The sequence below is a fragment of the Sphingorhabdus sp. SMR4y genome (assembly GCF_002218195.1).
GTDB lineage: Bacteria > Pseudomonadota > Alphaproteobacteria > Sphingomonadales > Sphingomonadaceae > Parasphingorhabdus.
This window is the reverse complement of sequence record NZ_CP022336.1, coordinates 1,475,781-1,496,138: the sequence shown is the minus strand read 5'-3', so window position 1 is coordinate 1,496,138 and position 20,358 is coordinate 1,475,781. Positions and strand designations below refer to the sequence as shown.

Here is a 20,358-nt window from a genome sequence, read left to right as displayed (position 1 = left end):
CAGTTTCGGAGTTATAAGATATGTCACGTCGTCGTCGTCCCGAAAAACGGGTTATCCTGCCCGATCCGAAGTTCAAGGATCTGGTGCTTTCGAAATTCATGAACAACCTGATGATGGATGGTAAGAAATCCACCGCAGAACGGATTGTTTATGGTGCATTTGACAGCGTTGAAGCCAAGGCCAAGAAAGACCCGCTTCAGCTGTTCCATGATGCGCTCAACAACATCAAGCCGGGGATCGAAGTCCGCAGCCGCCGTGTCGGTGGTGCGACCTATCAGGTTCCCGTCGAAGTGCGTCCCGAACGTGCGCAGGCTCTGGCGATCCGCTGGATGATTGCCGCCGCTCGCGGTCGCAGCGAAACCACAATGGCAGCGCGTCTGTCGGGTGAAATTCTTGACGCTTCCAACAATCGCGGCAACGCGGTGAAGAAGCGGGAAGATGCGCACAAGATGGCAGAAGCCAACCGTGCCTTTGCTCACTATCGCTGGTAGTATAAGTTTAGACCGTTCGTCCTGAGCCTGTCGAAGGGCGCTTCTCGTCAAGGAAGCATATTCCCGATCGAGGCACTTCGACAAGCTCAGTGCGAACGGACTCTATATCAAGATTTTGATAATCACGGGGCTGGCATTGTTCAGCCCATTTCACTATAGGGCGGCCAGAATTTGGTTCCCCACATACTGGAGTAAAGACTATGGCACGCAGCCATCCGCTCGAACGATATCGCAATATCGGCATCATGGCCCATATTGACGCTGGTAAAACAACGACCACCGAACGTATTCTCTATTATACGGGCAAGTCCTACAAGATCGGCGAAGTGCATGATGGCGCGGCGACGATGGACTGGATGGAGCAAGAGCAGGAGCGTGGTATTACCATTACTTCCGCTGCGACCACCTGTTTCTGGAATGCCGAAGACCGCAAGGGTCCCGAGCACCGGATCAACATCATCGACACCCCGGGCCACGTTGACTTCACCATCGAAGTCGAGCGTTCGCTGCGTGTGCTCGATGGCGCGGTTGCCTGTTTCGACGGCGTTGCCGGCGTGGAACCACAGTCCGAAACCGTATGGCGCCAGGCTGACAAATACAAAGTGCCGCGGATGTGCTTTATCAACAAGCTCGACCGCACCGGTGCCAACTTCAAATTCTGTGTCGATTCGATCGTCGAGCGTCTCGGCGCGACCCCGGCTGTTCTCTATCTGCCGATCGGTATCGAAGCCGATCTGGTTGGCCTGGTCGACCTCGTCAACCAGCGTTCGATCACCTGGAAGAACGAAGATCTGGGTGCTGAATATACCTATGGCGACATTCCTGCGGACATGGCCGACGAAGCGGCTGAGTATCGCGAGAAGCTGATCGAGCTTGCCGTCGAGCAGGACGATGATGTCATGGAGCAATATCTCGAGGGCAACGAGCCGGATGTCGCGACGCTGAAGTCGCTGATCCGCAAGGGCACGCTGAACCAGAGCTTCGTGCCGGTTCTGTGTGGTTCCGCGTTCAAGAACAAGGGCGTCCAGCCACTGCTCGACGCGGTTGTCGACTATATGCCGAGCCCGCTCGACGTTCCTGCCATCAAGGGCGTGAAGCTCGACGGCGAAACCGAAGATACGCGTCCGTCGTCCGACGACGAACCGTTCTCGGCTCTCGCGTTCAAGGTCATGAACGATCCGTTCGTGGGTACGCTGACCTTCTGCCGCATCTATTCCGGCAAGCTGGAAAAGGGCACCTTGCTGAACTCGGTCAAGGACAAGAAGGAAAAAGTCGGCCGTATTCTCGAAATGCACTCCAATGACCGTAAGGACATTGAAGAAGCCTTTGCCGGCGACATCGTTGCTCTGGCGGGCATGAAGACGACCACAACCGGTGACACGCTGTGTGATTCCGCGCATCCGATCATTCTGGAGCGGATGGAATTCCCAGAGCCGGTGATCGAGCTTTCGGTGGAACCAAAAACCAAGGCTGACCAGGAAAAGATGGGCGTTGCCCTGAACCGTCTGGCCGCAGAAGATCCAAGCTTCCGCGTTTCGACGGACCACGAATCGGGCCAGACGATCATCAAGGGCATGGGCGAGCTTCACCTCGACATTCTCGTCGATCGCATGAAGCGCGAATTCAAGGTCGAAGCCAATGTCGGTGCGCCGCAGGTGGCTTATCGCGAATCGCTCGGCAAGGCTGTCGACATCGATTATACGCATAAGAAACAGTCCGGTGGTTCCGGTCAGTTCGCGCGTATCAAGTTCGAAGTCACGCCAGGCGAACGCGGAGCGGGCATTACCTTTGAAGACGAAATCAAGGGCGGTAATATTCCGAAAGAATATATCCCTTCGGTTGAAAAGGGCATGCGCGAAACCGCAGAAACCGGTTCGTTGATCGGCTTCCCGATCATCGACTTCAACATCCGTGTCTATGACGGCGCCTATCATGACGTCGACAGTTCGGCGCTGGCCTTTGAAATCGCAGCCCGTGCAGCAATGCGCGAAGCGGCGCAGAAGTCCGGCATCAAGCTGCTTGAGCCGATCATGAAGGTTGAAGTCATTACACCGGAAGAATATCTTGGTGACGTTATCGGCGATCTCAACTCCCGCCGTGGCCAGATCCAGGGTACGGACACGCGCGGTATCGCCCAGGCTGTGGACGCCATGGTGCCGCTGGCCAACATGTTCGGTTATGTGAACGAGTTGCGGTCATTCACGCAGGGTCGTGCACAATATTCGATGCAATTCTCTCACTATGAGGAAGTGCCGAGCAACGTGGCCGAAGAGATCAAGGAGAAAATGGCTTAACCGCCACTCCTTTTCGAGGTAACGCGCTTTCCTTCTGCTCGGGTTCGACGGGAAATTCCCCGGACCGGCAAAAGGGTGTTGACAGAATTAGAGAGTCTCGCCAAAGCGCGGCGCAGACTATCAAGACGATAGAAAATCAGAGGTAATATAAAATGGCTAAAGAGAAGTTTGAGCGCAACAAGCCGCACTGCAACATCGGCACCATCGGTCATGTTGACCACGGTAAAACGACGTTGACCGCGGCGATCACCAAGGTTCTTGCTGAAACCACCGGCGGTGCAGCAGTGGACTTCGCAAATATTGACAAGGCGCCTGAAGAGCGTGAGCGCGGCATCACCATTTCGACCGCACACGTCGAATATGAAACCGAAGCTCGCCACTATGCGCACGTCGATTGCCCAGGCCATGCTGACTATGTGAAGAACATGATCACCGGCGCTGCGCAGATGGACGGTGCCATTCTCGTGGTTAACGCTGCAGACGGTCCGATGCCACAGACTCGCGAGCACATCCTGCTTGCTCGTCAGGTTGGTGTTCCGGCGCTTGTTGTTTTCATGAACAAGGTTGATCAGGTCGACGACGAAGAGTTGCTCGAGCTGGTTGAAATGGAAATCCGCGAACTGCTTTCGTCTTACGACTTTGACGGCGACAATATTCCTATCGTTGCCGGTTCTGCACTGGCTGCGCTGGAAGGCCGCGACGACAACATCGGCAAGGAAAAGATCCTTGAGCTGATGAAAGCTGTCGATGACTTCATTCCTCAGCCAGAGCGTCCGGTTGACCAGGACTTCCTGATGCCGATCGAAGACGTGTTCTCGATCTCCGGTCGTGGTACGGTTGTTACCGGCCGTGTTGAAACCGGCATCGTGAATGTTGGCGACGAGTGTGAAATCGTCGGTATCAAGGATACCACGAAGACCACCGTTACCGGTGTTGAAATGTTCCGCAAGCTGCTCGACTCCGGTCAGGCTGGCGACAACATTGGTGCCTTGATCCGTGGCGTTGACCGCGATGCTGTTGAGCGTGGCCAGGTTCTCTGCAAGCCAGGATCGATTACGCCACACACCGAGTTCTCGGCTGAAGTTTACGTGCTGTCGAAAGACGAAGGTGGCCGTCATACGCCTTTCTTCGCCAACTATCGTCCGCAGTTCTACTTCCGTACGACCGACGTAACCGGCGAAGTGATCCTTCCTGAGGGCACCGAGATGGTTATGCCTGGTGACAACGTCACCATCGGCGTGAAGTTGATTGCTCCAATCGCCATGGATCCGGGTCTCCGTTTCGCTATTCGCGAAGGTGGACGTACCGTTGGATCAGGGGTTGTCAGCAACGTAACAAAGTAATATAGGAACGCCTCGCTGCCCGGATCGGTGATTCGGGCAGCCAGTTTTTTCGCCGCTCCGGCCGTTTTCACTAGAAAATCGGGGCGGTTTATTTTTGGCTCTTTGACATTGGTAACAGGTACATGGAAACGCAAAATATTCGCATTCGCTTGAAGGCATTCGATCATCGGGTTCTCGATCAGGCGACTGGCGATATCGCTGACACCGCACGCCGCACTGGCGCGCTCATCCGTGGACCGATACCTTTGCCAACGCACATAGAAAAATTCACCGTCAACCGCGGGCCGCACGTAGACAAGAAGTCGCGCGAGCAGTTCGAGGTACGGACCTATAAAAGGCTGCTCGATATCGTGCAGCCCACGCCGCAGACGGTCGACGCTTTGATGAAGCTTGACCTCGCTGCTGGTGTAAATGTCGAGATCAAGCTGGCCTGAGCCGGATGATCTGACATCTTCGCCCGCGCGAAGATTGAACAACGACAGGATACCGCCGGATTTAACCGGGCAGCGTCCTCCGTCTCGTTCCGGACTTTCCGGAACAATTACAGCCCGGACGGGGTGACGCATGACAATTTGGGCTGGCAAGCCGGACGAAATGGTTCGTTCGGCCTCTGTGAAGGAGATTGATCGTGCGTACAGGCGTGATCGCGAAGAAAATGGGGATGACCCGCTTGTTTCAGGAAGACGGACGGCATGTGCCGGTTACCGTTCTTTCCCTGGAAGAATGTCAGGTTGTTGGAGCCCGCAATCAGGAACGTGATGGCTATTTTGCCGTTCAGCTTGGTGCTGGTGCCCGTAAAGCGAAAAATGTTAACAAGCCGCAGCGTGAGGCTTTTGCCAAGGCAGAAGTCGAGCCAAAGGCGCGAGTTGCCGAATTCCGGGTCGATAGCGAAGATGCTTTGCTCCCCATCGGTGCTACCGTAACTGCAGACCACTTCATTGCTGGCCAGATGGTTGATATCCAGGGTGTTACCCAGGGTAAAGGCTTTGCTGGTGCGATGAAGCGCTGGGGTTTCGGCGGCATGCGGGCAACTCACGGTGTTTCCATCTCTCACCGTGCACACGGTTCTACTGGTCAGAATCAGGATCCGGGCAAGGTGTTCAAGGGCAAGAAGATGGCCGGTCACATGGGTGCGCGCAATCGCACGCAGCAGAACCTGGAAATCGTCCGCACAGATGCCGACCGCGGTCTGATCTTTGTGCGTGGCAGCGTTCCTGGTTCCAAGGGCGGCTGGTTGCTGGTCAAGGATGCCGTCAAGGTTGCTCTTCCCGAAGGTGTTCCATTCCCCGGTGCCATGCGCCGTAACGCGGATGAGACGGCCACGGAAGATGCGCCAGCAGGCATGATCGAGGCGGATGCAGCGATCGAAACGCCTGCCGGTCCGACCGACGCAGAAGTAGCGGCAGCGGCCGATGCTCCCGCAGAAAAGCCGGCTGACGAGAAGTCTGATGCCGCGGATGATGCAGGGAAGGAGGGCTAAGCCATGAAATTGAAAGTGAAAACCCTCGACGCGAAAGCCAAAGGCGATATCGAATTGAATGATGACGTCTTCGGTATCGAAGCGCGTGCAGACATTCTTCACCGTGTCGTCAACTGGCAGCGCGAAAAAGCACGCGGAACGGCCCGTCCGACCCGCGAGCGTTCCGACGTTGCCCGGACCGGCAAGAAGTACGGCAATCAGAAGGGTGGTGGTACCGCTCGTCATGGTGATCGTCGTGCTCCGATCTTCATCGGTGGTGGTAAGGCCCACGGTGCCCGCAAGCGTGACTTCAATCCTTCGCTGAACAAGAAGGTTCGCGCGCTGGGTCTGAAGATGGCGCTGAGCGACAAGCTGAAGAACGACAATTTGATCGTGCTTGAAAATATTGAGCTGAAGGAAGCCAAGACACAGGCGCTCCTGGCCAATATCGCAAAGCTCGGTTTCGGCAAGTCGGCCCTGATCATGGACGGTGACACTGTTAATGACGCTTTCTCGAAGGCTTCGAACAACATTCCCCGTGTCAATGTGATGCCAGCTGCCGGTGCCAATGTTTATGACATTCTGAACCATGAAACCCTGGTGCTGACGCGCGCAGCGGTAGAAAAGCTGGAGGCGCGCTTCAATGGCTAAAAAAGAAGCTGTCGATATTCGTCATTATGACGTAATTGTCGGCCCGCACATCACCGAGAAATCGACCTTGCTCAGCGAGCATAATGCTGTGGTATTCAAGGTTGCGAACACCGCAACCAAGCCGCAGATCAAGGCCGCCATCGAGGCGTTGTTTGATGTCAAAGTCAAAAACGTCAACACGCTGGTGCAAAAGGGCAAGACCAAGAAGTGGAAGGGTCGTCCCTACACTCGCAATGACATCAAGAAGGCTGTTGTCACTTTGGCTGAAGGCCAAACCATTGACATCACCACGGGAGTTTAAGGGCACATGGCATTAAAATCCTATAAACCGACAAGCCCCGCCCGGCGTGGTCTTATCCTGGTCGACAAGAGCGGCCTCTGGAAAGGCAAGCCCGTCAAGAAGCTTGTCGAAGGCAAGAACAAGACGGGTGGCCGGAACAACAAAGGTCATGTCACTTCGCGTGGCATCGCCGGTGGCCATAAACAGAAATATCGTCTCGTCGATTTCAAGCGGCGCAAATGGGATATGGCTGCGACTGTTGAACGGATCGAATATGATCCCAACCGCACCGCCTTTATCGCGCTGATCAAATATGAAGACGGCGAGCTGTCCTACATTCTGGCACCGCAGCGTCTCGATGTTGGCGACACTGTGCTGGCCGGCAAAAAGACCGACGTGAAGCCCGGTAACGCAATGTTGCTGTCGCAAATGCCGGTTGGTACGATTGTTCACAATGTCGAAATGAAGCCAGGCAAGGGCGGTCAGATCGCTCGTTCGGCCGGTGCTTATGTCCAGATTGTCGGTCGTGACCGCGGTATGGTTATTGTTCGCCTGAAAAGCGGCGAGCAGCGCTATCTGCGTTCTGACTGTATGGCGACCGTTGGTGCGGTGTCCAATCCGGACAATTCGAACCAGAATTTCGGCAAGGCAGGCCGTACCCGCTGGAAGGGACGTCGTCCTCTTACTCGCGGTGTTGCGAAAAACCCAGTCGATCACCCGCATGGTGGTGGTGAAGGCCGGACTTCCGGTGGTCGTCATCCGGTTACGCCATGGGGTAAGCCAACCAAGGGTGCTCGTACCCGTAGCAACAAATCGACTGACAAGATGATCATCCGGTCGCGTCACGCGAAGAAGAAGAGGTAAGCATGGCTCGTTCCATCAAAAAAGGTCCGTTTGTTGACCTCCACCTGCTGAAAAAAGCGCAGACTGCGCAGGAAAACAACGCGCGTGCGCCGATCAAGACCTGGTCGCGTCGTTCTACCGTTTTGCCTGATTTCGTCGGCTTGACCTTCAGCGTTTACAACGGTCAGAAATTCATCCCGGTTTCGGTGAATGAAGACATGGTCGGTCACAAGCTTGGCGAGTTCGCACCTACGCGTAACTATTACGGCCATGGCGCTGACAAAAAAGGCAAGAAATAATGGGTAAGGCATCATCACCCCGCCGTGTTGGCGACAATGAAGCTTTGGCTGTAGGCAATTCCATCCGTGGTTCTGCCCAGAAGCTCAACTTGGTTGCACAGCTGATCCGTGGCAAGAAAGCGGAAGAAGCATTGAACATTCTGTCCTTCTCCAAAAAGGCGATGGCCAAGGATGTCAGCAAGGTTCTCGCTTCAGCTATCGCCAATGCCGAGAATAATCACAATCTGGATGTCGACGCATTGATCGTTCATGAAGCGAGCGTCGGCAAGTCGATCACGATGAAGCGCTGGAAGGCGCGTGCGCGTGGCCGTTCAGCCAAGATTATCAAGCCATTTAGCCGCGTTCGCATCGTTGTCCGCGAGCATGAAGAGGAAGAGGCGTAACCATGGGTCAAAAGAGTAATCCTATCGGGCTTCGCCTGCAGATCAACCGGACCTGGGACAGCCGCTGGTATGCGGAAGGTTCCAACTATGGCGATCTCTTGATGGAAGACATCAAGATGCGGAAATATATCTTCGAGAATCTGCCCCAGGCAGCGATTTCGAAGGTTGTGATCGAGCGTCCGGCCAAAACTTGTCGCGTTTCCATCTATGCTGCTCGCCCTGGTGTTATCATCGGCAAGAAAGGCGCGGATATCGAAAAACTGCGTCGCAAGCTGAGCGAAATGTCGTCCGGTGACGTTTCCCTGAACATCGTCGAAATCCGCAAGCCGGAAGTCGATGCGAAGCTGGTAGCGCAGGGCATTGGTGATCAGCTGATCCGCCGCGTTGCATTCCGTCGTGCCATGAAGCGTGCGGTTCAGTCGGCTCTGCGTCTCGGCGCTGAAGGCATCAAAATTGTTTGCGGTGGCCGTTTGGGCGGAGCAGAAATTGCCCGCGTTGAATGGTATCGTGAAGGCCGCGTGCCGCTCCATACGCTGCGCGCCAATATCGACTATGCCGAATATGAAGCGCTGACCGCTTACGGTATTATCGGTATCAAGGTCTGGATTTTCAAAGGCGAGATATTGGGTCATGACCCGATGGCTCAGGACCGGTTGAATGTTGAAGCACAGACGTCCGGCGTCCGTCCGCAGCACCAACGTTGATTTTTGAGGAATAGGTAGAGCATCATGCTGCAACCCAAGAAACATAAATTCCGCAAGGCTTTCAAAGGCCGGATCAAGGGCAAGGCCCCTGGTGGCACGACCCTGAACTTCGGCAGTTATGGCCTGAAAGCCATGGAGCCTGAACGGATTACCGCGCGCCAGATCGAGGCGGCTCGTCGTGCGATCACGCGTCACATCAAGCGTCAGGGCCGTTTGTGGATCCGGGTATTCCCGGATGTGCCAGTGTCCAAGAAGCCTGCCGAAGTTCGTCAGGGTAAGGGCAAGGGCTCTGTGGAATATTGGGCTGCTCGGGTTAAACCAGGTCGGATCCTGTTCGAACTGGACGGCGTTCCCGGACCGATTGCAGCGATCGCTTTCGAGCGGGCAGCGATGAAGCTCCCGATCAAGACAAAGGTTGTGGCTCGCCTCGGCGACACGTCACATCTGGAAGGTTAAGCTAGATGAGCATGAAAACTGAAGATTTGCGGACCAAAACCGACGATCAGCTCGAGACCGAACTGGGCGAACTGAAGCGCGAGGCCTTTAACCTGCGCTTTCAGGCTGCGACCAATCAGCTCGAAAAACCAAGCCGGACACGGGAAGTGCGTCGCACGATCGCCCGGATCAAAACATTGCAGGCCGAGCGTGCAAACGCGGCGACCGCAGAAGCAAAGGCGTAAGGAACCGATATGCCAAAACGTATTCTCACCGGCACTGTCGTGTCAGACAAGGGCGACAAGACTGTTGTCGTCAATGTCGAACGCAAGGTGAAGCATCCGCTTTACGGAAAAATCATCCGGCGCTCGAAAAAATATCACGCGCATGATGAAAAGAATGAAATCAGCCTGGGTGAAACCGTACGGATTGAAGAAACCCGTCCGATTTCCAAGCTGAAGACCTGGAAGGTTCTGGAGCGGGTCGGCGCAGCAGCCGGTATCGCAACGCCGACGGTCAGCGAGATTACGGCCAGCGATCCGAAGGACGAAAAGGTCAAGGCGCCAGTGAAGCCTGCGGCAGAAGATACGGCCGAAGCATCACCAGCTGCCGAATAGTTTAGAATATCCCGGATCTGCCGGGGTGACGAAGTAGGAAACGCCTGGCTTGCCGGGTATATGAAGAAGGAATTGGATCCATGATCCAGATGCAATCGAACCTGGAGGTCGCTGACAATAGCGGCGCCAAACGCGTGCAGTGCATCAAGGTGCTGGGCGGCTCGAAGCGTCGCTTTGCCGGCGTCGGCGACATCATTGTCGTTTCGATCAAGGAAGCAGCGCCGCGCGGCAAGGTCAAGAAGGGCGACGTTCACCGTGCGGTGATTGTGCGTACGAAGAAGGACATCCGTCGCAAAGACGGTTCTGTCATTCGGTTCGACAGCAATGCTGCGGTTCTGGTGAACAACAACCAGGAGCCAATCGGCACCCGTATTTTTGGCCCCGTGGTTCGCGAACTGCGTGCGAAAAAGCATATGAAAATCATCAGCCTTGCGCCGGAGGTGCTCTAATCATGGCCAATGCAAAAATCAAAAAAGGCGATACCGTCGTCGTTCTGTCCGGCAAGGACAAGGGCAAGTCGGGTGAAGTCACCAAGGTGATGCCGAAAGACGACAAGGTCATTGTTTCCGGTGTGAACATAGCTGTTCGTCACCGCAAGCCGACCCAGGCCAATCCCCAGGGTGGCCTCGAGCGGCGCGAAGCGGCAATGCACATCAGCAAGGTCGCTGTGGCGGATCCGAAAGACGGCAAGCCGACCCGCGTCAGATTTGAAAAGACAGAAGACGGAAAGATGCAGCGGATTGCTGTAAAGTCCGGGGAGAAAGTCGATGGCTGATAAAAAATATATCCCCCGCATGCGCAAAAAATATGACGATGAAATCGTCAAGGCGATGCAGGAAAAGTTCAACTACACCAATCCCATGGAAGTCCCGCGGATTTCAATGGTCACCATCAACATGGGTGTTGGTGAAGGTAGCCAGGACAAGAAGAAGGTTGCAAGTGCTGCAGCCGAAATGGAACTGATTGCCGGCCAGAAGCCAGTGATCACCAAGGCGAAAAACTCGATCGCAACGTTCAAGTTGCGTGAAGGCATGCCGATTGGCTGCAAAGTCAATCTGCGCCGGGAACGGATGTACGAATTTATCGATCGTCTGGTCACCGTCGCGATGCCTCGCATCCGGGATTTCAGAGGCCTGAATCCGAAAAGCTTTGACGGTCGTGGCAACTTTGCCATGGGCCTGAAAGAGCAGATCATTTTCCCCGAAATCGCTTATGACAACATCGACGTTGTTCGCGGCATGGACGTGATTGTGACGACTACAGCAAAAACAGACGACGAGGCGCGTGCGCTTCTGGCATTGTTCGGTTTCCCGTTCCCCAAAGAGGAACAATCGGAAGAAAAAGAAGCCGCGTAAGCGCGCTTCATTATACGGAAGGACGAGAACTTAAGTCATGGCGAAACTGAGTTCCATTAACAGAAACGAAAAACGCAAGCGGATGGTGAAGAAATACGCCGGACGCTATGCGAAACTGAAAGCGATGGCAGCAGACGAGTCTCTCGATGAGACCGAACGTTTGATGGCGCGCCTCAAAATGGCGGAAATTCCGCGGAACGCGAACCCAACCCGCGTACGCAACCGCTGTGAAACCACAGGACGGCCACGCGGTTACTATCGCAAGTTCCGCCTGTGCCGCATCGAGCTGAGAGACATGGCCAATAAAGGTCTGATTCCCGGCGTAACGAAATCAAGCTGGTAAGGGAGAGATAATATGGCTTTTACCGATCCCTTGGGTGACATGCTCACCCGTATCCGTAACGGACAACAGGCACGTAAGGACAGCGTTGTAACACCCGCGTCCAAACTGCGCGGCGCCGTCCTCGAAGTGTTGCAGCGCGAAGGCTATATTCGCGGCTACAGCGAAGAAGAGGTCAACAAGCACCCCGGTCTGCGGATTGAACTGAAATATTTTGAAGGCCAGCCGGCAATTCGCCACGTGGCTCGCGTTTCAAAGCCCGGTCGTCGTGTCTACAGCGGTTCGGAAGATCTGCCACGGGTTCGCAACGGCTTGGGCATAACAATCGTATCGACGCCACAAGGTGTTCTCTCTGACGCAGAAGCGCGTCAGGCGAAGGTCGGCGGCGAAGTACTGGCTGAGGTATTCTAATCATGTCCCGTATTGGCAAAAAATCAGTGGCTATTCCGGACGGCGTCACCGCCGTCATGGAAGATGGTCTGGTCAAGGTCAAAGGTCCGAAGGGCGAGCTTTCGACCCCGATGGTTGATGATCTGACCTATGAATTGAGCGATGGCGGTTTGCAGGTTATGCCGGCAAACAAGTCGAAAAGCGCCCGCGCTTTCTGGGGCATGCAGCGCACTCTGGTTCAGAACCTGGTCGAAGGCGTCACCGACGGCTTTACCAAGGTGCTGGAAATCAACGGCGTTGGTTATCGTGCAGCAGTACAGGGCAAGACTCTCAACCTGCAGCTCGGCTACAGCCATGACGTGAACTTCGCGATTCCTGACGGCATTACCGTCAAGACACCGGATCAGACGACGATCGAAATTTCCGGCATGGACAAACAGCAGGTTGGCCAGGTCGCTGCCGAAATCCGGCGCTGGCGCAAGCCCGAGCCGTATAAAGGCAAGGGTATCAAATATCGCGGCGAATATATTTTCCGCAAAGAAGGGAAGAAGAAATAAGCCATGGCGAATATTTCTCAGTTCAAACGGCGCCAGCAACGCGTACGCAGCAAATTGCGCAAGCGCGGGCTCTCAAAGCCTCGTTTGTCCGTGCATCGCACGAGCCGGCATATCTATGCGCAGGTCATCGACGATGCCGAGGGCAAAACGCTGGCTTCCGCTTCGACCATCGACAAGGCGTCCAAAGTCAAAACCGGCGCGGATAGCAAGGCTGCAGCCGATGTCGGCAAGCGCGTTGCCGAAGCTGCCAAGAAGGCGGGCGTTAAAGAAGTAATTTTTGACCGTGGCGGGTTTCTGTTTCACGGACGTGTGAAGGCTCTGGCCGACGCAGCACGTGAAGGCGGATTGGAGTTTTAATATGGCTGATGACAAAACAACACCAGAAGGCGCGGCACAGCCGGGTACAACTGGCGAAGGCAATCAGCCTGAAGCCGCTGTGGCGCCTGAAGCCAAAACCGGTGGTCCGGAGCGTCAGTCGCGCGGTGGAAACCGTGGCGGCGGTCGTGACAACCGCGGTGGCGGACGCGACAATCGTGGCGGCGGACGCAACAATCGTGGTGGCCGTGGAAACAATGACGGCGGCGAAGAGCTGATCGAGAAACTGGTTCACATCAACCGCGTTTCGAAGACGGTCAAGGGCGGTAAGCGCTTTGGTTTTGCTGCGCTGGTCGTGGTTGGCGATGGCAAGGGTCGCGCCGGCTTCGGCAAGGGCAAGGCACGCGAAGTGCCTGAAGCCATTACCAAGGCAACCGCAGCTGCGAAAAAATCGATGGTTCGTGTTCCGCTTCGTGAAGGACGGACTCTGCACCATGATGGTACTGGCCACTTCGGTGCGGGTAACGTGACCGTGCGTTCGGCGCCTCCAGGAACCGGTATCATTGCCGGCGGTCCTATGCGTGCCGTATTCGAGAGCCTTGGCGTTTCCGACGTTGTGACCAAGTCCAACGGCACCGCCAATCCTTATAACATGATCCGTGCGACCTTTGCCGCATTGGCAGATCAGTCCAGCCCGAAGGCCGTATCCCAGCGACGCGGCAAGAAGGTTACTGACCTGTTGGCGCGTGCTGGTGGCCCGGCCGCTGAAGTGGCAGCCGATGCCGCTGCAGTTACGGAGTAAATCCTGATGGCGAAAATTAAGATCAAGCAGATTGGTTCACCGATCCGTCGTCCTGAAGTTCAGCGCAAAACGCTGATCGGTCTGGGTCTCAACAAGATGCACCGCGTCTCCGAACTGGAAGATACTCCAGAGGTTCGCGGCATGATCGGCAAAGTCCATCATCTTGTAGAAGTTCTGGATTAACCCGTTCCGTCCCGTACATCGGGATGATTATGACAGTGCGAATGAAAGCGAAAGCGAGTACCCGAAATGAAACTCAACGAAATTAAAGACAACGAAGGCGCGCGCAAGTCGCGCTTGCGCATTGGCCGCGGCATTGGCTCGGGCAAAGGCAAAACCGGTGGACGTGGCCAGAAGGGCCAGAAGTCCCGTTCCGGTGTTTCGATCAACGGATTTGAAGGCGGCCAGATGCCGCTCCACATGCGTCTTCCCAAGCGTGGCTTCAACAACCCGTTCGGCACCGACTATGCAGAAGTGAACCTGGGCATGATCCAGAAGTTCATCGACAACAAGAGTCTCGATGCCAAAGGCACGATCGACCATGCAACGCTGAAGGCTGCTGGCCTGGCCCGTGGAGGCAAGGACGGTGTTCGTCTTCTTGCCAAGGGCGAACTGACTGCGAAAATCACCATCGCCGTTGCCGGCGCTTCGAAAGCTGCAGTTGCAGCGGTCGAAAAAGCAGGTGGCAAGGTCGAAATTCTCGCAGCCGGCGGCGAACGTCGTCCCAAGGGCGAGAAAAAAGCGGTCCCGTCCAAACCTGCGCGTGAGAAAAAAGCCGCGAACAGGGCGAAAAACAAAGATTGATCTTCAAGAGGCGCTAGATTTAGCGCCTCTTTTTCTGGCCCCTTGTTTTTGATGCGCGAACATCCGATATGGGGCGGGTTGCATAGCTGCACCAGCAGCTGTCCATCTCCGAAGATTGCTAAAGTCGCAATAGTTGGGGATGGGCCTCTGCCTCCGCAGGGGCGCGTTGCAAACTAATAGTGGGGCAGGGAAGTCAAGCATGGCATCAAGAGCCGATCAGGTCGCAGCTAATCTAAGCCTATCAAAATTCGGTGAAGCCACAGAGCTGCGCAAGCGTATCTGGTTTACCCTGGGCGCGCTGGTTATTTTCCGCCTGCTCAGTTTCGTCCCGCTGCCGGGTGTTGATCCGGTGGTTCTGGCTGATCTCTATGATCAGACCCGGGGCGGCGTTCTGGACATTTTCAATACATTCTCGGGCGGTTCGCTGGAGCGGATGAGCCTGATCGCGCTGGGGGTCATGCCCTATATTACCGCTTCGATTGTGGTCCAGCTGGCGGCAGCGCTTTCGCCGACCCTGGCTGCGGTCAAGAAAGAAGGCGAGTCCGGGCGCAAGAAGCTCAACCAATATACCCGCTACGGCACGGTCGGCCTGACCGCCGTACAGGGCTATTTCATCGCGGTTGGTCTGGAAAGCTTCGCTTCCCAGTCCGGTCTGCAGGCGGTGGTGGAGCCGGGGTACATGTTCCGCATCGGCGCGGTTATCAGTCTGGTTGGCGGCACGCTGTTCCTGATGTGGCTGGGTGAACAGATCACCAGCCGCGGTATCGGCAACGGTATATCGCTGATCATCATGGCCGGTATTGTTGCCCAGATGCCCACCTTTGTCGCCAATCTGATGGAAGGCAGCCGCACCGGTTCGATCAGCGCGCTGACGATCGTCGGGCTGATCGCCATGGTAGTCGGGTTGATCCTGTTCATCAGCTTCATGGAACGCGCCCAAAGACGGGTGCTCATTCAATATCCCAAGCGGGCGACCCAGCACGGAGTCATGCAGGCGGATCGCAGCCATTTGCCGCTCAAGGTCAATACCGCAGGCGTGATCCCGCCGATCTTCGCATCCTCGCTTCTGCTGATGCCGCTGACGGTCAGCCAGTTTGCCGGCAATGCGACCGCTGGCGAAACATGGTTTGGCGATTTCGTGATCTCACTCAATCAGTATCTGGCCCATGGTCAGCCGCTCTATATGGCGCTCTATGCCGCTGGTATCATCTTCTTCTGCTTCTTCTACACGGCAGTGGTCTTCAATCCTGAAGAAACCGCCGAAAATCTGAAGAAAAATGGTGGCTTCGTGCCCGGTATCCGCCCCGGCAAGAATACCGCAGACTATCTCGATTATGTGTTGACCCGGATCACCGTGGTTGGCGCGGCTTATCTGGCTTTCGTCTGTGTTCTTCCGGAATATGTTATGGCGCAGACAAGTCTGCCGATTTTCTTCCTGGGCGGAACGAGCCTGTTGATTGTCGTCAATGTGACGGTCGACACGGTTACGCAGATCCAGAGCCATTTGTTGGCACTGCAATATGGTGATTTGCTCAAAAAGGCCAAACTCAAGGGTGGGCGTCGGAAGCGCTAAGTGTTAGCGGGCTAATCCAGACATGATTCAATAATACGATAGGGTAGACGCATGGACATCATCTTGTTGGGGCCACCAGGTGCTGGGAAGGGGACACAAGCGAGTCGTCTGGAAGATGAGCATGGCATGGTGCAGCTATCGACGGGCGATATGCTGCGTGCGGCAGTCAAGGCCGGCACAGAAGTAGGCCTGCAAGCAAAAGCCCTGATGGACGCCGGGGCGCTGGTTCCGGACGAAGTGGTCTCCGGTATTATTGGCGACCGGCTTGATGAACTCGGACCGGAACAGGGCGTGATTTTTGACGGCTATCCCCGCACCGCGGCACAGGCAGAGTCTCTGGACGAGATATTGGCAGAGAGAGGCCGGGCGCTTGCTCATGTGATCGAACTGGAAGTCGATGAAGATGCTTTGGTCGAGCGCATCGTGGGCCGCTTCACCTGCGGAAAATGCGGTGAAGGCTATCATGACACCTTCAAGAAGCCCGCAAAGGAAGGCGTTTGCGACGTTTGCGGTAGTACGGATTTCAAGCGCCGGCCAGATGATAACGAGAATACGGTGCGTACCCGCATGCAGGAATATCGGGCGAAGACAGCGCCTATCCTGCCGATTTACGAAGAGCGCGGCATCGTTCGCAAAGTGGATGGCATGGGCAGCATGGCGGAAGTCAACGAAGCAATTGAGGCGGCGCTGTCGCTTTGAACTGAGTTTACGGGAGACGGGGCATGGCGAAGCTGGCATTTCACGCGATATCGGGAATGGCAGCGCTGTGCAGCGTCACCGCCGCCAATGCCGAAGTAACCAACACCGCCGACAACGGCTTTACCGTGCAGCACCAGACAGTGATTGCCGGTGACAATGAAGCCGTCTGGAAGGCGCTGATTGCACCCTCTCGCTATTGGAACCCCGATCATAGCTGGTCGGGCGATGCCGAGAATTTCTATCTCGTTCCGCAGGCCGGCGGTTGTTTTTGCGAACTGATCCGCACGACCTCGGATGACAATATCAAGAGCTCCGAAGGCAGCGTGCAGCATATGCGCGTGATCTATGCGCGTAACCAGAAGATGCTGCGTCTTACAGGCGCTCTGGGGCCACTGCAGGGCGAAGCGGTGACCGGCACACTGACCATGGTGTTGCAGCCGCAAGACGATAGCACCGTGGTCCGCTTTACCTATAAGGTCGGCGGCTATATGGAATTCCCCGTCGACCAGATCGCACCTGCAGTGGATGGCGTGATTGGCGAGCAACTGGCGAGGCTGGCAGCGATATTCGCTGACGCGGCCGATGGAGGGAACGAGGCGGCGGAAGATCCCGCCTCCGGCGATACCGAAAAGTCACCCTGATTTCGGCTCAATCGCAACACTTTACCAAGTCCGTCTAATAGTTCTATTGTATATTCCTACTTGTTGTCGACTCGAGGCGTCGTCAGCGGGGAAACGGGTCGTACCGATATTGATTTCAAGAGGGGGTAGACTATGGCCGTTTCCGATCACGTGGATTTTCCGACTTTCATGGAAGGCGTCAAGAAACGCAATCCTGGGCAACCTGAATTTGTTCAGGCGGTGCAGGAAGTCGCAATGGATATTTTCGATTTTATCGAAGACAAGGAAGCCTATCACAGCGCACAGATTTTGCGGCGGATGGCCGAGCCTGACCGGGTTGTTTCATTCCGGGTTTGCTGGGAGGACGACAATCACAATGTCCGTGTCCAGCGCGGCTACCGAATTCAGAACAACAATGCGATCGGCCCCTACAAGGGCGGTATTCGTTTCCACCCCAGCGTCACCGAAAGCGTTTTGAAATTTCTTGCCTTCGAACAGACGTTCAAGAACTCTCTCACCGGACTGCCCATGGGTGGCGGCAAGGGCGGGGCAAACTTTAACCCCAAGGGCAAGTCGGACGCCGAAGTCATGCGCTTCTGCCAGTCGTTCATGACCGAGCTGTACCGTCATATCGGTCCGGACACGGATGTTCCCGCCGGCGATATCGGTGTGGGCGGACGCGAGATCGGCTATATGTTCGGCCAGTACAAGCGTATCACCAACCGCTGGGAAGGCGTGCTGACCGGCAAGGGCATGGAATATGGCGGGTCGCAGATGCGTCCGGAGGCAACCGGATATGGTGCGGTCTATTTCATGGAAAACATGCTCAAGCATCGCAGCGACGCGATTGCCGGAAAGACGGCGGTCATTTCCGGATCGGGCAATGTTGCGACACATGCTGCCGAGCAGATCACCAAACAGGGTGGCAAGGTCCTGACGCTCTCGGACAGCGGCGGCTTCATCCATGACCCTGACGGGATCGACCAGGAGAAGATCGACTGGGTCAAACATCACAAGACCCACACGCGGGGCCGGATCAGCGAATATGCCGATCATTTCACCGGCGCGTCCTATCACGAAGGCGCGCGGCCATGGAGCGTGCCCTGCGATCTCGCATTGCCGTGCGCGACGCAGAATGAACTCAATGAAGCGGAAGCCAGGGAACTGGTTGCCAATGGCGTGATCGCGGTCTCGGAAGGCGCGAACATGCCGACCACGCTGGAGGGTGTGCACGTCTTCCACGATGCCAAGATCATGTATGGTCCCGGCAAGGCAGCCAATGCTGGGGGTGTCGCGGTGTCGGGTCTTGAAATGAGCCAGAATGCCGAACGGATCAGCTGGAACCACGAGCGGCTTGGCGAGATGCTGACCGATCTTATGGAAGGCATCCATAACAAATGCGTCGAATATGGCGATCAGGGCGATGGTTATGTCGATTATGTGAAAGGCGCCAATATTGCCGGCTTCAAGAAAGTCGCCGATGCGATGCTCGCTTACGGCGTTGTCTAGCTTATAATTATCTTGCGGAAAAATGCGTCATCGGCCAAATGTCTGGTCGATGGCGCAAGCAAATGATCCCACGGTAAAGCCGCTTCCCAAAAAGCTGGCAGAACCGTGCGAAATAGGCTGGTGCGAGCTTATTGACATACCCGGTCTCGGGGTCAGGGATCTCCACGCCAAGGTCGATACGGGAGCAGCAACATCTTCGCTGCATGCCACGCATATCAAGCCGTTCGAAAAAGACGGACAACCGTTTGTCCGTTTCACTATCCCGATGGGCCCCGGGATTGCCGACCATCATTGTGAAGCGCTTGTCTACGGTCAGCGCAGGATCAAGAGTAGTAATGGTGTCATGCAAACCCGTTATGTGGTAGAGACAGTCATGAAGCTCGGACCGCTGGAGTGGGTCGGGCATATGACACTTGCCAACAGGCAATCGATGATATTCCCGGTCCTTATAGGTCGCCGGGCGCTGAAAAGAGGCTTCCTCGTCAACAGCGCCAAGCGCTGGATGCTGGGCCGGCACCAGGAAAGATAAGATATGAAGCTCGCCATGCTCGCGCGAAACCCGAACCTCTACTCGCACAAAAGACTGGTGCAGGCAGCAGAAGAACGCGGGCATTCGCTGGATATCCTGAACACGACCCGCTGTACGGTGAATATCGCCAGCCACCGGCCGACGATCACTTATGACGGGCACAGGCTGGAAGGATATGAGGCGGTCATTCCGCGTATCGGAGCGTCGATCACCAACTATGGCACCGCGGTGGTGCGCCAGTTTGAAATGGCCGGCGTCTGGCCGCTCAACGAGAGCGTGGCTATTGGCCGCAGTCGCGACAAGCTGCGCTCGATGCAGATATTGTCCAAATATGGCCTAGGGCTGCCGCTGACAGCTTATGCGAACGACCCGAAACAGGCCGAAGAGATTATCAAGGCGGTCAACGGCCCGCCGGTGGTGATCAAGCTGTTGGAGGGCACCCAGGGCATCGGTGTGGTTCTCGCCGAGACAATGTCGAGCGCCAAGTCGGTGATCGAAGCCTTTCGCGGCGCCAATGTGAACATTCTGGTGCAGGAATTCATCAAGGAAGCCGGCGGCACGGACATCCGGGCGCTGGTCGTCGGCGGCAAGGTGGTCGCTGCCATGAAGCGGACCGGTGCTCCGGACGATTTCCGCTCCAACCTGCATCGCGGCGGCAGCGCCCAGATCGTGAAGATCACGCCCGAGGAGCGTTCGACCGCGGTGCGCGCGGCCAAGCATATGGGGCTGAATGTCTGCGGCGTCGACATGTTGCGCTCCAATCACGGCCCGGTGATCATGGAAGTGAACAGTTCGCCCGGCCTCGAGGGTATCGAAAAAGCCACCGGCAAGGATGTTGCGGGCCTGATCATCGAATTTATCGAGAAAAATGCCAAGCCCGGGAAGACCAAGACGCGCGGCAAGGGGTGAGATATACCTTGGACCGATCGGGGGTTGCCGTGCCCACCGGGGCAACAGGCTGAGAGGGCATCCTTAACCACAGTCACGCGCCTTGATAAGACAGGCGCGCTCAATACATGTGCTGATTGATGGCATTGATCTTGGGTGCGGAGATGCCTTGCGAATA

Annotated in this window: 29 protein-coding genes and 1 pseudogene; all 30 read left to right on the top strand. The window is 55.9% G+C overall.

Features of this window, described 5'->3' with window-relative positions; all coding sequences use genetic code 11:
* The first annotated feature begins 20 nt into the window (after window positions 1-20).
* Complete coding sequence (rpsG, locus tag SPHFLASMR4Y_RS07100; RefSeq protein ID WP_089132924.1) at window positions 21-491, top strand: 30S ribosomal protein S7; 471 nt, start codon at window positions 21-23, stop codon at window positions 489-491.
* Window positions 492-691: 200 nt separating this feature from the next.
* On the top strand, window positions 692-2,785 hold the full coding sequence (gene fusA, locus SPHFLASMR4Y_RS07095; RefSeq protein WP_089132923.1) for an elongation factor G: 2,094 nt from the start codon (window positions 692-694) through the stop codon (window positions 2,783-2,785).
* 152 nt (window positions 2,786-2,937) lie between these two features.
* Window positions 2,938-4,128 (top strand): elongation factor Tu, encoded by a 1,191-nt coding sequence (gene tuf / locus SPHFLASMR4Y_RS07090; RefSeq protein WP_089132922.1) that lies wholly within the window; start codon window positions 2,938-2,940, stop codon window positions 4,126-4,128.
* Window positions 4,129-4,250: 122 nt separating this feature from the next.
* Window positions 4,251-4,562: a 30S ribosomal protein S10 gene (rpsJ, locus tag SPHFLASMR4Y_RS07085; RefSeq protein WP_066744965.1), complete on the top strand. Its 312-nt coding sequence runs from the start codon at window positions 4,251-4,253 to the stop codon at window positions 4,560-4,562.
* A 194-nt stretch (window positions 4,563-4,756) separates the two neighbouring features.
* The gene (gene rplC / locus SPHFLASMR4Y_RS07080) at window positions 4,757-5,608 is read left to right on the top strand and encodes a 50S ribosomal protein L3 (protein ID WP_089134747.1); all 852 of its coding nucleotides are present in this window, start codon (window positions 4,757-4,759) and stop codon (window positions 5,606-5,608) included.
* 3 nt (window positions 5,609-5,611) lie between these two features.
* Window positions 5,612-6,238, top strand: a complete 627-nt coding sequence (gene rplD, locus SPHFLASMR4Y_RS07075; RefSeq protein ID WP_089132921.1) for a 50S ribosomal protein L4 — start codon at window positions 5,612-5,614, stop codon at window positions 6,236-6,238.
* Window positions 6,231-6,539, top strand: coding sequence for a 50S ribosomal protein L23 (locus SPHFLASMR4Y_RS07070; protein WP_067198324.1), 309 nt, complete (start codon window positions 6,231-6,233; stop codon window positions 6,537-6,539). Before rplD ends, SPHFLASMR4Y_RS07070 begins: the two co-directional genes overlap by 8 nt.
* A gap of 6 nt (window positions 6,540-6,545) precedes the next feature.
* Window positions 6,546-7,382 carry a 50S ribosomal protein L2 gene (gene rplB, locus SPHFLASMR4Y_RS07065; RefSeq protein ID WP_089132920.1) on the top strand — a complete coding sequence of 279 codons (837 nt, stop codon included), beginning with the start codon at window positions 6,546-6,548 and terminating at the stop codon, window positions 7,380-7,382.
* A gap of 2 nt (window positions 7,383-7,384) precedes the next feature.
* Window positions 7,385-7,660 (top strand): 30S ribosomal protein S19, encoded by a 276-nt coding sequence (gene rpsS, locus SPHFLASMR4Y_RS07060; RefSeq protein ID WP_089132919.1) that lies wholly within the window; start codon window positions 7,385-7,387, stop codon window positions 7,658-7,660.
* Window positions 7,660-8,043, top strand: coding sequence for a 50S ribosomal protein L22 (rplV, locus tag SPHFLASMR4Y_RS07055; RefSeq protein ID WP_089132918.1), 384 nt, complete (start codon window positions 7,660-7,662; stop codon window positions 8,041-8,043). Before rpsS ends, rplV begins: the two co-directional genes overlap by 1 nt.
* Window positions 8,044-8,045: 2 nt before the next feature.
* Entirely contained in the window at window positions 8,046-8,747 is a 702-nt protein-coding gene (gene rpsC / locus SPHFLASMR4Y_RS07050) for a 30S ribosomal protein S3 (RefSeq protein WP_089132917.1), read from the top strand.
* 24 nt (window positions 8,748-8,771) lie between these two features.
* Complete coding sequence (rplP, locus tag SPHFLASMR4Y_RS07045; RefSeq protein WP_089132916.1) at window positions 8,772-9,203, top strand: 50S ribosomal protein L16; 432 nt, start codon at window positions 8,772-8,774, stop codon at window positions 9,201-9,203.
* Window positions 9,204-9,208: 5 nt separating this feature from the next.
* Entirely contained in the window at window positions 9,209-9,427 is a 219-nt protein-coding gene (gene rpmC, locus SPHFLASMR4Y_RS07040; protein ID WP_089132915.1) for a 50S ribosomal protein L29, read from the top strand.
* 9 nt (window positions 9,428-9,436) lie between these two features.
* Window positions 9,437-9,688: pseudogene (gene rpsQ / locus SPHFLASMR4Y_RS17240) on the top strand (30S ribosomal protein S17); the annotation flags it as partial.
* A 191-nt stretch (window positions 9,689-9,879) separates the two neighbouring features.
* On the top strand, window positions 9,880-10,248 hold the full coding sequence (gene rplN / locus SPHFLASMR4Y_RS07030; RefSeq protein ID WP_089132913.1) for a 50S ribosomal protein L14: 369 nt from the start codon (window positions 9,880-9,882) through the stop codon (window positions 10,246-10,248).
* A 2-nt stretch (window positions 10,249-10,250) separates the two neighbouring features.
* Window positions 10,251-10,574, top strand: coding sequence for a 50S ribosomal protein L24 (rplX, locus tag SPHFLASMR4Y_RS07025; RefSeq protein WP_089132912.1), 324 nt, complete (start codon window positions 10,251-10,253; stop codon window positions 10,572-10,574).
* Window positions 10,567-11,154 (top strand): 50S ribosomal protein L5, encoded by a 588-nt coding sequence (rplE, locus tag SPHFLASMR4Y_RS07020; protein WP_089132911.1) that lies wholly within the window; start codon window positions 10,567-10,569, stop codon window positions 11,152-11,154. The genes rplX and rplE overlap by 8 nt, the downstream gene beginning before the upstream one ends.
* Window positions 11,155-11,191: 37 nt before the next feature.
* A complete protein-coding gene (gene rpsN, locus SPHFLASMR4Y_RS07015) occupies window positions 11,192-11,497 on the top strand; it encodes a 30S ribosomal protein S14 (RefSeq protein WP_089132910.1) in 306 nt (101 codons plus the stop codon).
* Between the two features lie 12 nt (window positions 11,498-11,509).
* Window positions 11,510-11,905, top strand: coding sequence for a 30S ribosomal protein S8 (gene rpsH / locus SPHFLASMR4Y_RS07010; protein WP_067198345.1), 396 nt, complete (start codon window positions 11,510-11,512; stop codon window positions 11,903-11,905).
* A gap of 2 nt (window positions 11,906-11,907) precedes the next feature.
* Window positions 11,908-12,441 carry a 50S ribosomal protein L6 gene (gene rplF / locus SPHFLASMR4Y_RS07005; RefSeq protein ID WP_089132909.1) on the top strand — a complete coding sequence of 178 codons (534 nt, stop codon included), beginning with the start codon at window positions 11,908-11,910 and terminating at the stop codon, window positions 12,439-12,441.
* A 3-nt stretch (window positions 12,442-12,444) separates the two neighbouring features.
* Window positions 12,445-12,798, top strand: a complete 354-nt coding sequence (rplR, locus tag SPHFLASMR4Y_RS07000; protein ID WP_089132908.1) for a 50S ribosomal protein L18 — start codon at window positions 12,445-12,447, stop codon at window positions 12,796-12,798.
* Between the two features lies 1 nt (window position 12,799).
* Complete coding sequence (rpsE, locus tag SPHFLASMR4Y_RS06995; RefSeq protein ID WP_260807110.1) at window positions 12,800-13,558, top strand: 30S ribosomal protein S5; 759 nt, start codon at window positions 12,800-12,802, stop codon at window positions 13,556-13,558.
* A 6-nt stretch (window positions 13,559-13,564) separates the two neighbouring features.
* Entirely contained in the window at window positions 13,565-13,741 is a 177-nt protein-coding gene (gene rpmD, locus SPHFLASMR4Y_RS06990; RefSeq protein ID WP_089132907.1) for a 50S ribosomal protein L30, read from the top strand.
* A gap of 66 nt (window positions 13,742-13,807) precedes the next feature.
* Complete coding sequence (gene rplO / locus SPHFLASMR4Y_RS06985) at window positions 13,808-14,362, top strand: 50S ribosomal protein L15 (protein ID WP_089132906.1); 555 nt, start codon at window positions 13,808-13,810, stop codon at window positions 14,360-14,362.
* 199 nt (window positions 14,363-14,561) lie between these two features.
* On the top strand, window positions 14,562-15,935 hold the full coding sequence (secY, locus tag SPHFLASMR4Y_RS06980; protein WP_089132905.1) for a preprotein translocase subunit SecY: 1,374 nt from the start codon (window positions 14,562-14,564) through the stop codon (window positions 15,933-15,935).
* A gap of 51 nt (window positions 15,936-15,986) precedes the next feature.
* Window positions 15,987-16,634, top strand: a complete 648-nt coding sequence (locus SPHFLASMR4Y_RS06975; RefSeq protein ID WP_089132904.1) for an adenylate kinase — start codon at window positions 15,987-15,989, stop codon at window positions 16,632-16,634.
* Window positions 16,635-16,657: 23 nt separating this feature from the next.
* Window positions 16,658-17,275 (top strand): hypothetical protein, encoded by a 618-nt coding sequence (locus SPHFLASMR4Y_RS06970; protein WP_186266066.1) that lies wholly within the window; start codon window positions 16,658-16,660, stop codon window positions 17,273-17,275.
* A gap of 132 nt (window positions 17,276-17,407) precedes the next feature.
* Window positions 17,408-18,763 (top strand): NADP-specific glutamate dehydrogenase, encoded by a 1,356-nt coding sequence (gene gdhA / locus SPHFLASMR4Y_RS06965; protein ID WP_089132903.1) that lies wholly within the window; start codon window positions 17,408-17,410, stop codon window positions 18,761-18,763.
* 22 nt (window positions 18,764-18,785) lie between these two features.
* Window positions 18,786-19,292, top strand: coding sequence for an ATP-dependent zinc protease (locus tag SPHFLASMR4Y_RS06960; protein ID WP_089132902.1), 507 nt, complete (start codon window positions 18,786-18,788; stop codon window positions 19,290-19,292).
* Between the two features lie 3 nt (window positions 19,293-19,295).
* The gene (gene rimK / locus SPHFLASMR4Y_RS06955; protein ID WP_089132901.1) at window positions 19,296-20,201 is read left to right on the top strand and encodes a 30S ribosomal protein S6--L-glutamate ligase; all 906 of its coding nucleotides are present in this window, start codon (window positions 19,296-19,298) and stop codon (window positions 20,199-20,201) included.
* Window positions 20,202-20,358 lie beyond the last annotated feature (157 nt).

Bases quoted from the DNA above. Each gene is read 5' to 3' on its own strand.
- rplP (WP_089132916.1), top strand. From the start codon at position 8,772: ATGCTGCAACCCAAGAAACATAAATTCCGCAAGGCTTTCAAAGGCCGG.
- rpsE (WP_260807110.1), top strand. From the start codon at position 12,800: ATGGCTGATGACAAAACAACACCAGAAGGCGCGGCACAGCCGGGTACA.
- rplD (WP_089132921.1), top strand. From the start codon at position 5,612: ATGAAATTGAAAGTGAAAACCCTCGACGCGAAAGCCAAAGGCGATATC.
- fusA (WP_089132923.1), top strand. From the start codon at position 692: ATGGCACGCAGCCATCCGCTCGAACGATATCGCAATATCGGCATCATG.
- rpsS (WP_089132919.1), top strand. From the start codon at position 7,385: ATGGCTCGTTCCATCAAAAAAGGTCCGTTTGTTGACCTCCACCTGCTG.
- rplO (WP_089132906.1), top strand. From the start codon at position 13,808: ATGAAACTCAACGAAATTAAAGACAACGAAGGCGCGCGCAAGTCGCGC.
- rplN (WP_089132913.1), top strand. From the start codon at position 9,880: ATGATCCAGATGCAATCGAACCTGGAGGTCGCTGACAATAGCGGCGCC.
- rpsJ (WP_066744965.1), top strand. From the start codon at position 4,251: ATGGAAACGCAAAATATTCGCATTCGCTTGAAGGCATTCGATCATCGG.
- rplR (WP_089132908.1), top strand. From the start codon at position 12,445: ATGGCGAATATTTCTCAGTTCAAACGGCGCCAGCAACGCGTACGCAGC.
- SPHFLASMR4Y_RS06960 (WP_089132902.1), top strand. From the start codon at position 18,786: ATGCGTCATCGGCCAAATGTCTGGTCGATGGCGCAAGCAAATGATCCC.
- rplB (WP_089132920.1), top strand. From the start codon at position 6,546: ATGGCATTAAAATCCTATAAACCGACAAGCCCCGCCCGGCGTGGTCTT.
- SPHFLASMR4Y_RS07070 (WP_067198324.1), top strand. From the start codon at position 6,231: ATGGCTAAAAAAGAAGCTGTCGATATTCGTCATTATGACGTAATTGTC.
- rpsG (WP_089132924.1), top strand. From the start codon at position 21: ATGTCACGTCGTCGTCGTCCCGAAAAACGGGTTATCCTGCCCGATCCG.
- rpmD (WP_089132907.1), top strand. From the start codon at position 13,565: ATGGCGAAAATTAAGATCAAGCAGATTGGTTCACCGATCCGTCGTCCT.
- rpsH (WP_067198345.1), top strand. From the start codon at position 11,510: ATGGCTTTTACCGATCCCTTGGGTGACATGCTCACCCGTATCCGTAAC.
- SPHFLASMR4Y_RS06970 (WP_186266066.1), top strand. From the start codon at position 16,658: ATGGCGAAGCTGGCATTTCACGCGATATCGGGAATGGCAGCGCTGTGC.
- rplX (WP_089132912.1), top strand. From the start codon at position 10,251: ATGGCCAATGCAAAAATCAAAAAAGGCGATACCGTCGTCGTTCTGTCC.
- SPHFLASMR4Y_RS06975 (WP_089132904.1), top strand. From the start codon at position 15,987: ATGGACATCATCTTGTTGGGGCCACCAGGTGCTGGGAAGGGGACACAA.
- rplF (WP_089132909.1), top strand. From the start codon at position 11,908: ATGTCCCGTATTGGCAAAAAATCAGTGGCTATTCCGGACGGCGTCACC.
- rpsC (WP_089132917.1), top strand. From the start codon at position 8,046: ATGGGTCAAAAGAGTAATCCTATCGGGCTTCGCCTGCAGATCAACCGG.
- rpsN (WP_089132910.1), top strand. From the start codon at position 11,192: ATGGCGAAACTGAGTTCCATTAACAGAAACGAAAAACGCAAGCGGATG.
- secY (WP_089132905.1), top strand. From the start codon at position 14,562: ATGGCATCAAGAGCCGATCAGGTCGCAGCTAATCTAAGCCTATCAAAA.
- rplE (WP_089132911.1), top strand. From the start codon at position 10,567: ATGGCTGATAAAAAATATATCCCCCGCATGCGCAAAAAATATGACGAT.
- rpmC (WP_089132915.1), top strand. From the start codon at position 9,209: ATGAGCATGAAAACTGAAGATTTGCGGACCAAAACCGACGATCAGCTC.
- rimK (WP_089132901.1), top strand. From the start codon at position 19,296: ATGAAGCTCGCCATGCTCGCGCGAAACCCGAACCTCTACTCGCACAAA.
- tuf (WP_089132922.1), top strand. From the start codon at position 2,938: ATGGCTAAAGAGAAGTTTGAGCGCAACAAGCCGCACTGCAACATCGGC.
- rplV (WP_089132918.1), top strand. From the start codon at position 7,660: ATGGGTAAGGCATCATCACCCCGCCGTGTTGGCGACAATGAAGCTTTG.
- gdhA (WP_089132903.1), top strand. From the start codon at position 17,408: ATGGCCGTTTCCGATCACGTGGATTTTCCGACTTTCATGGAAGGCGTC.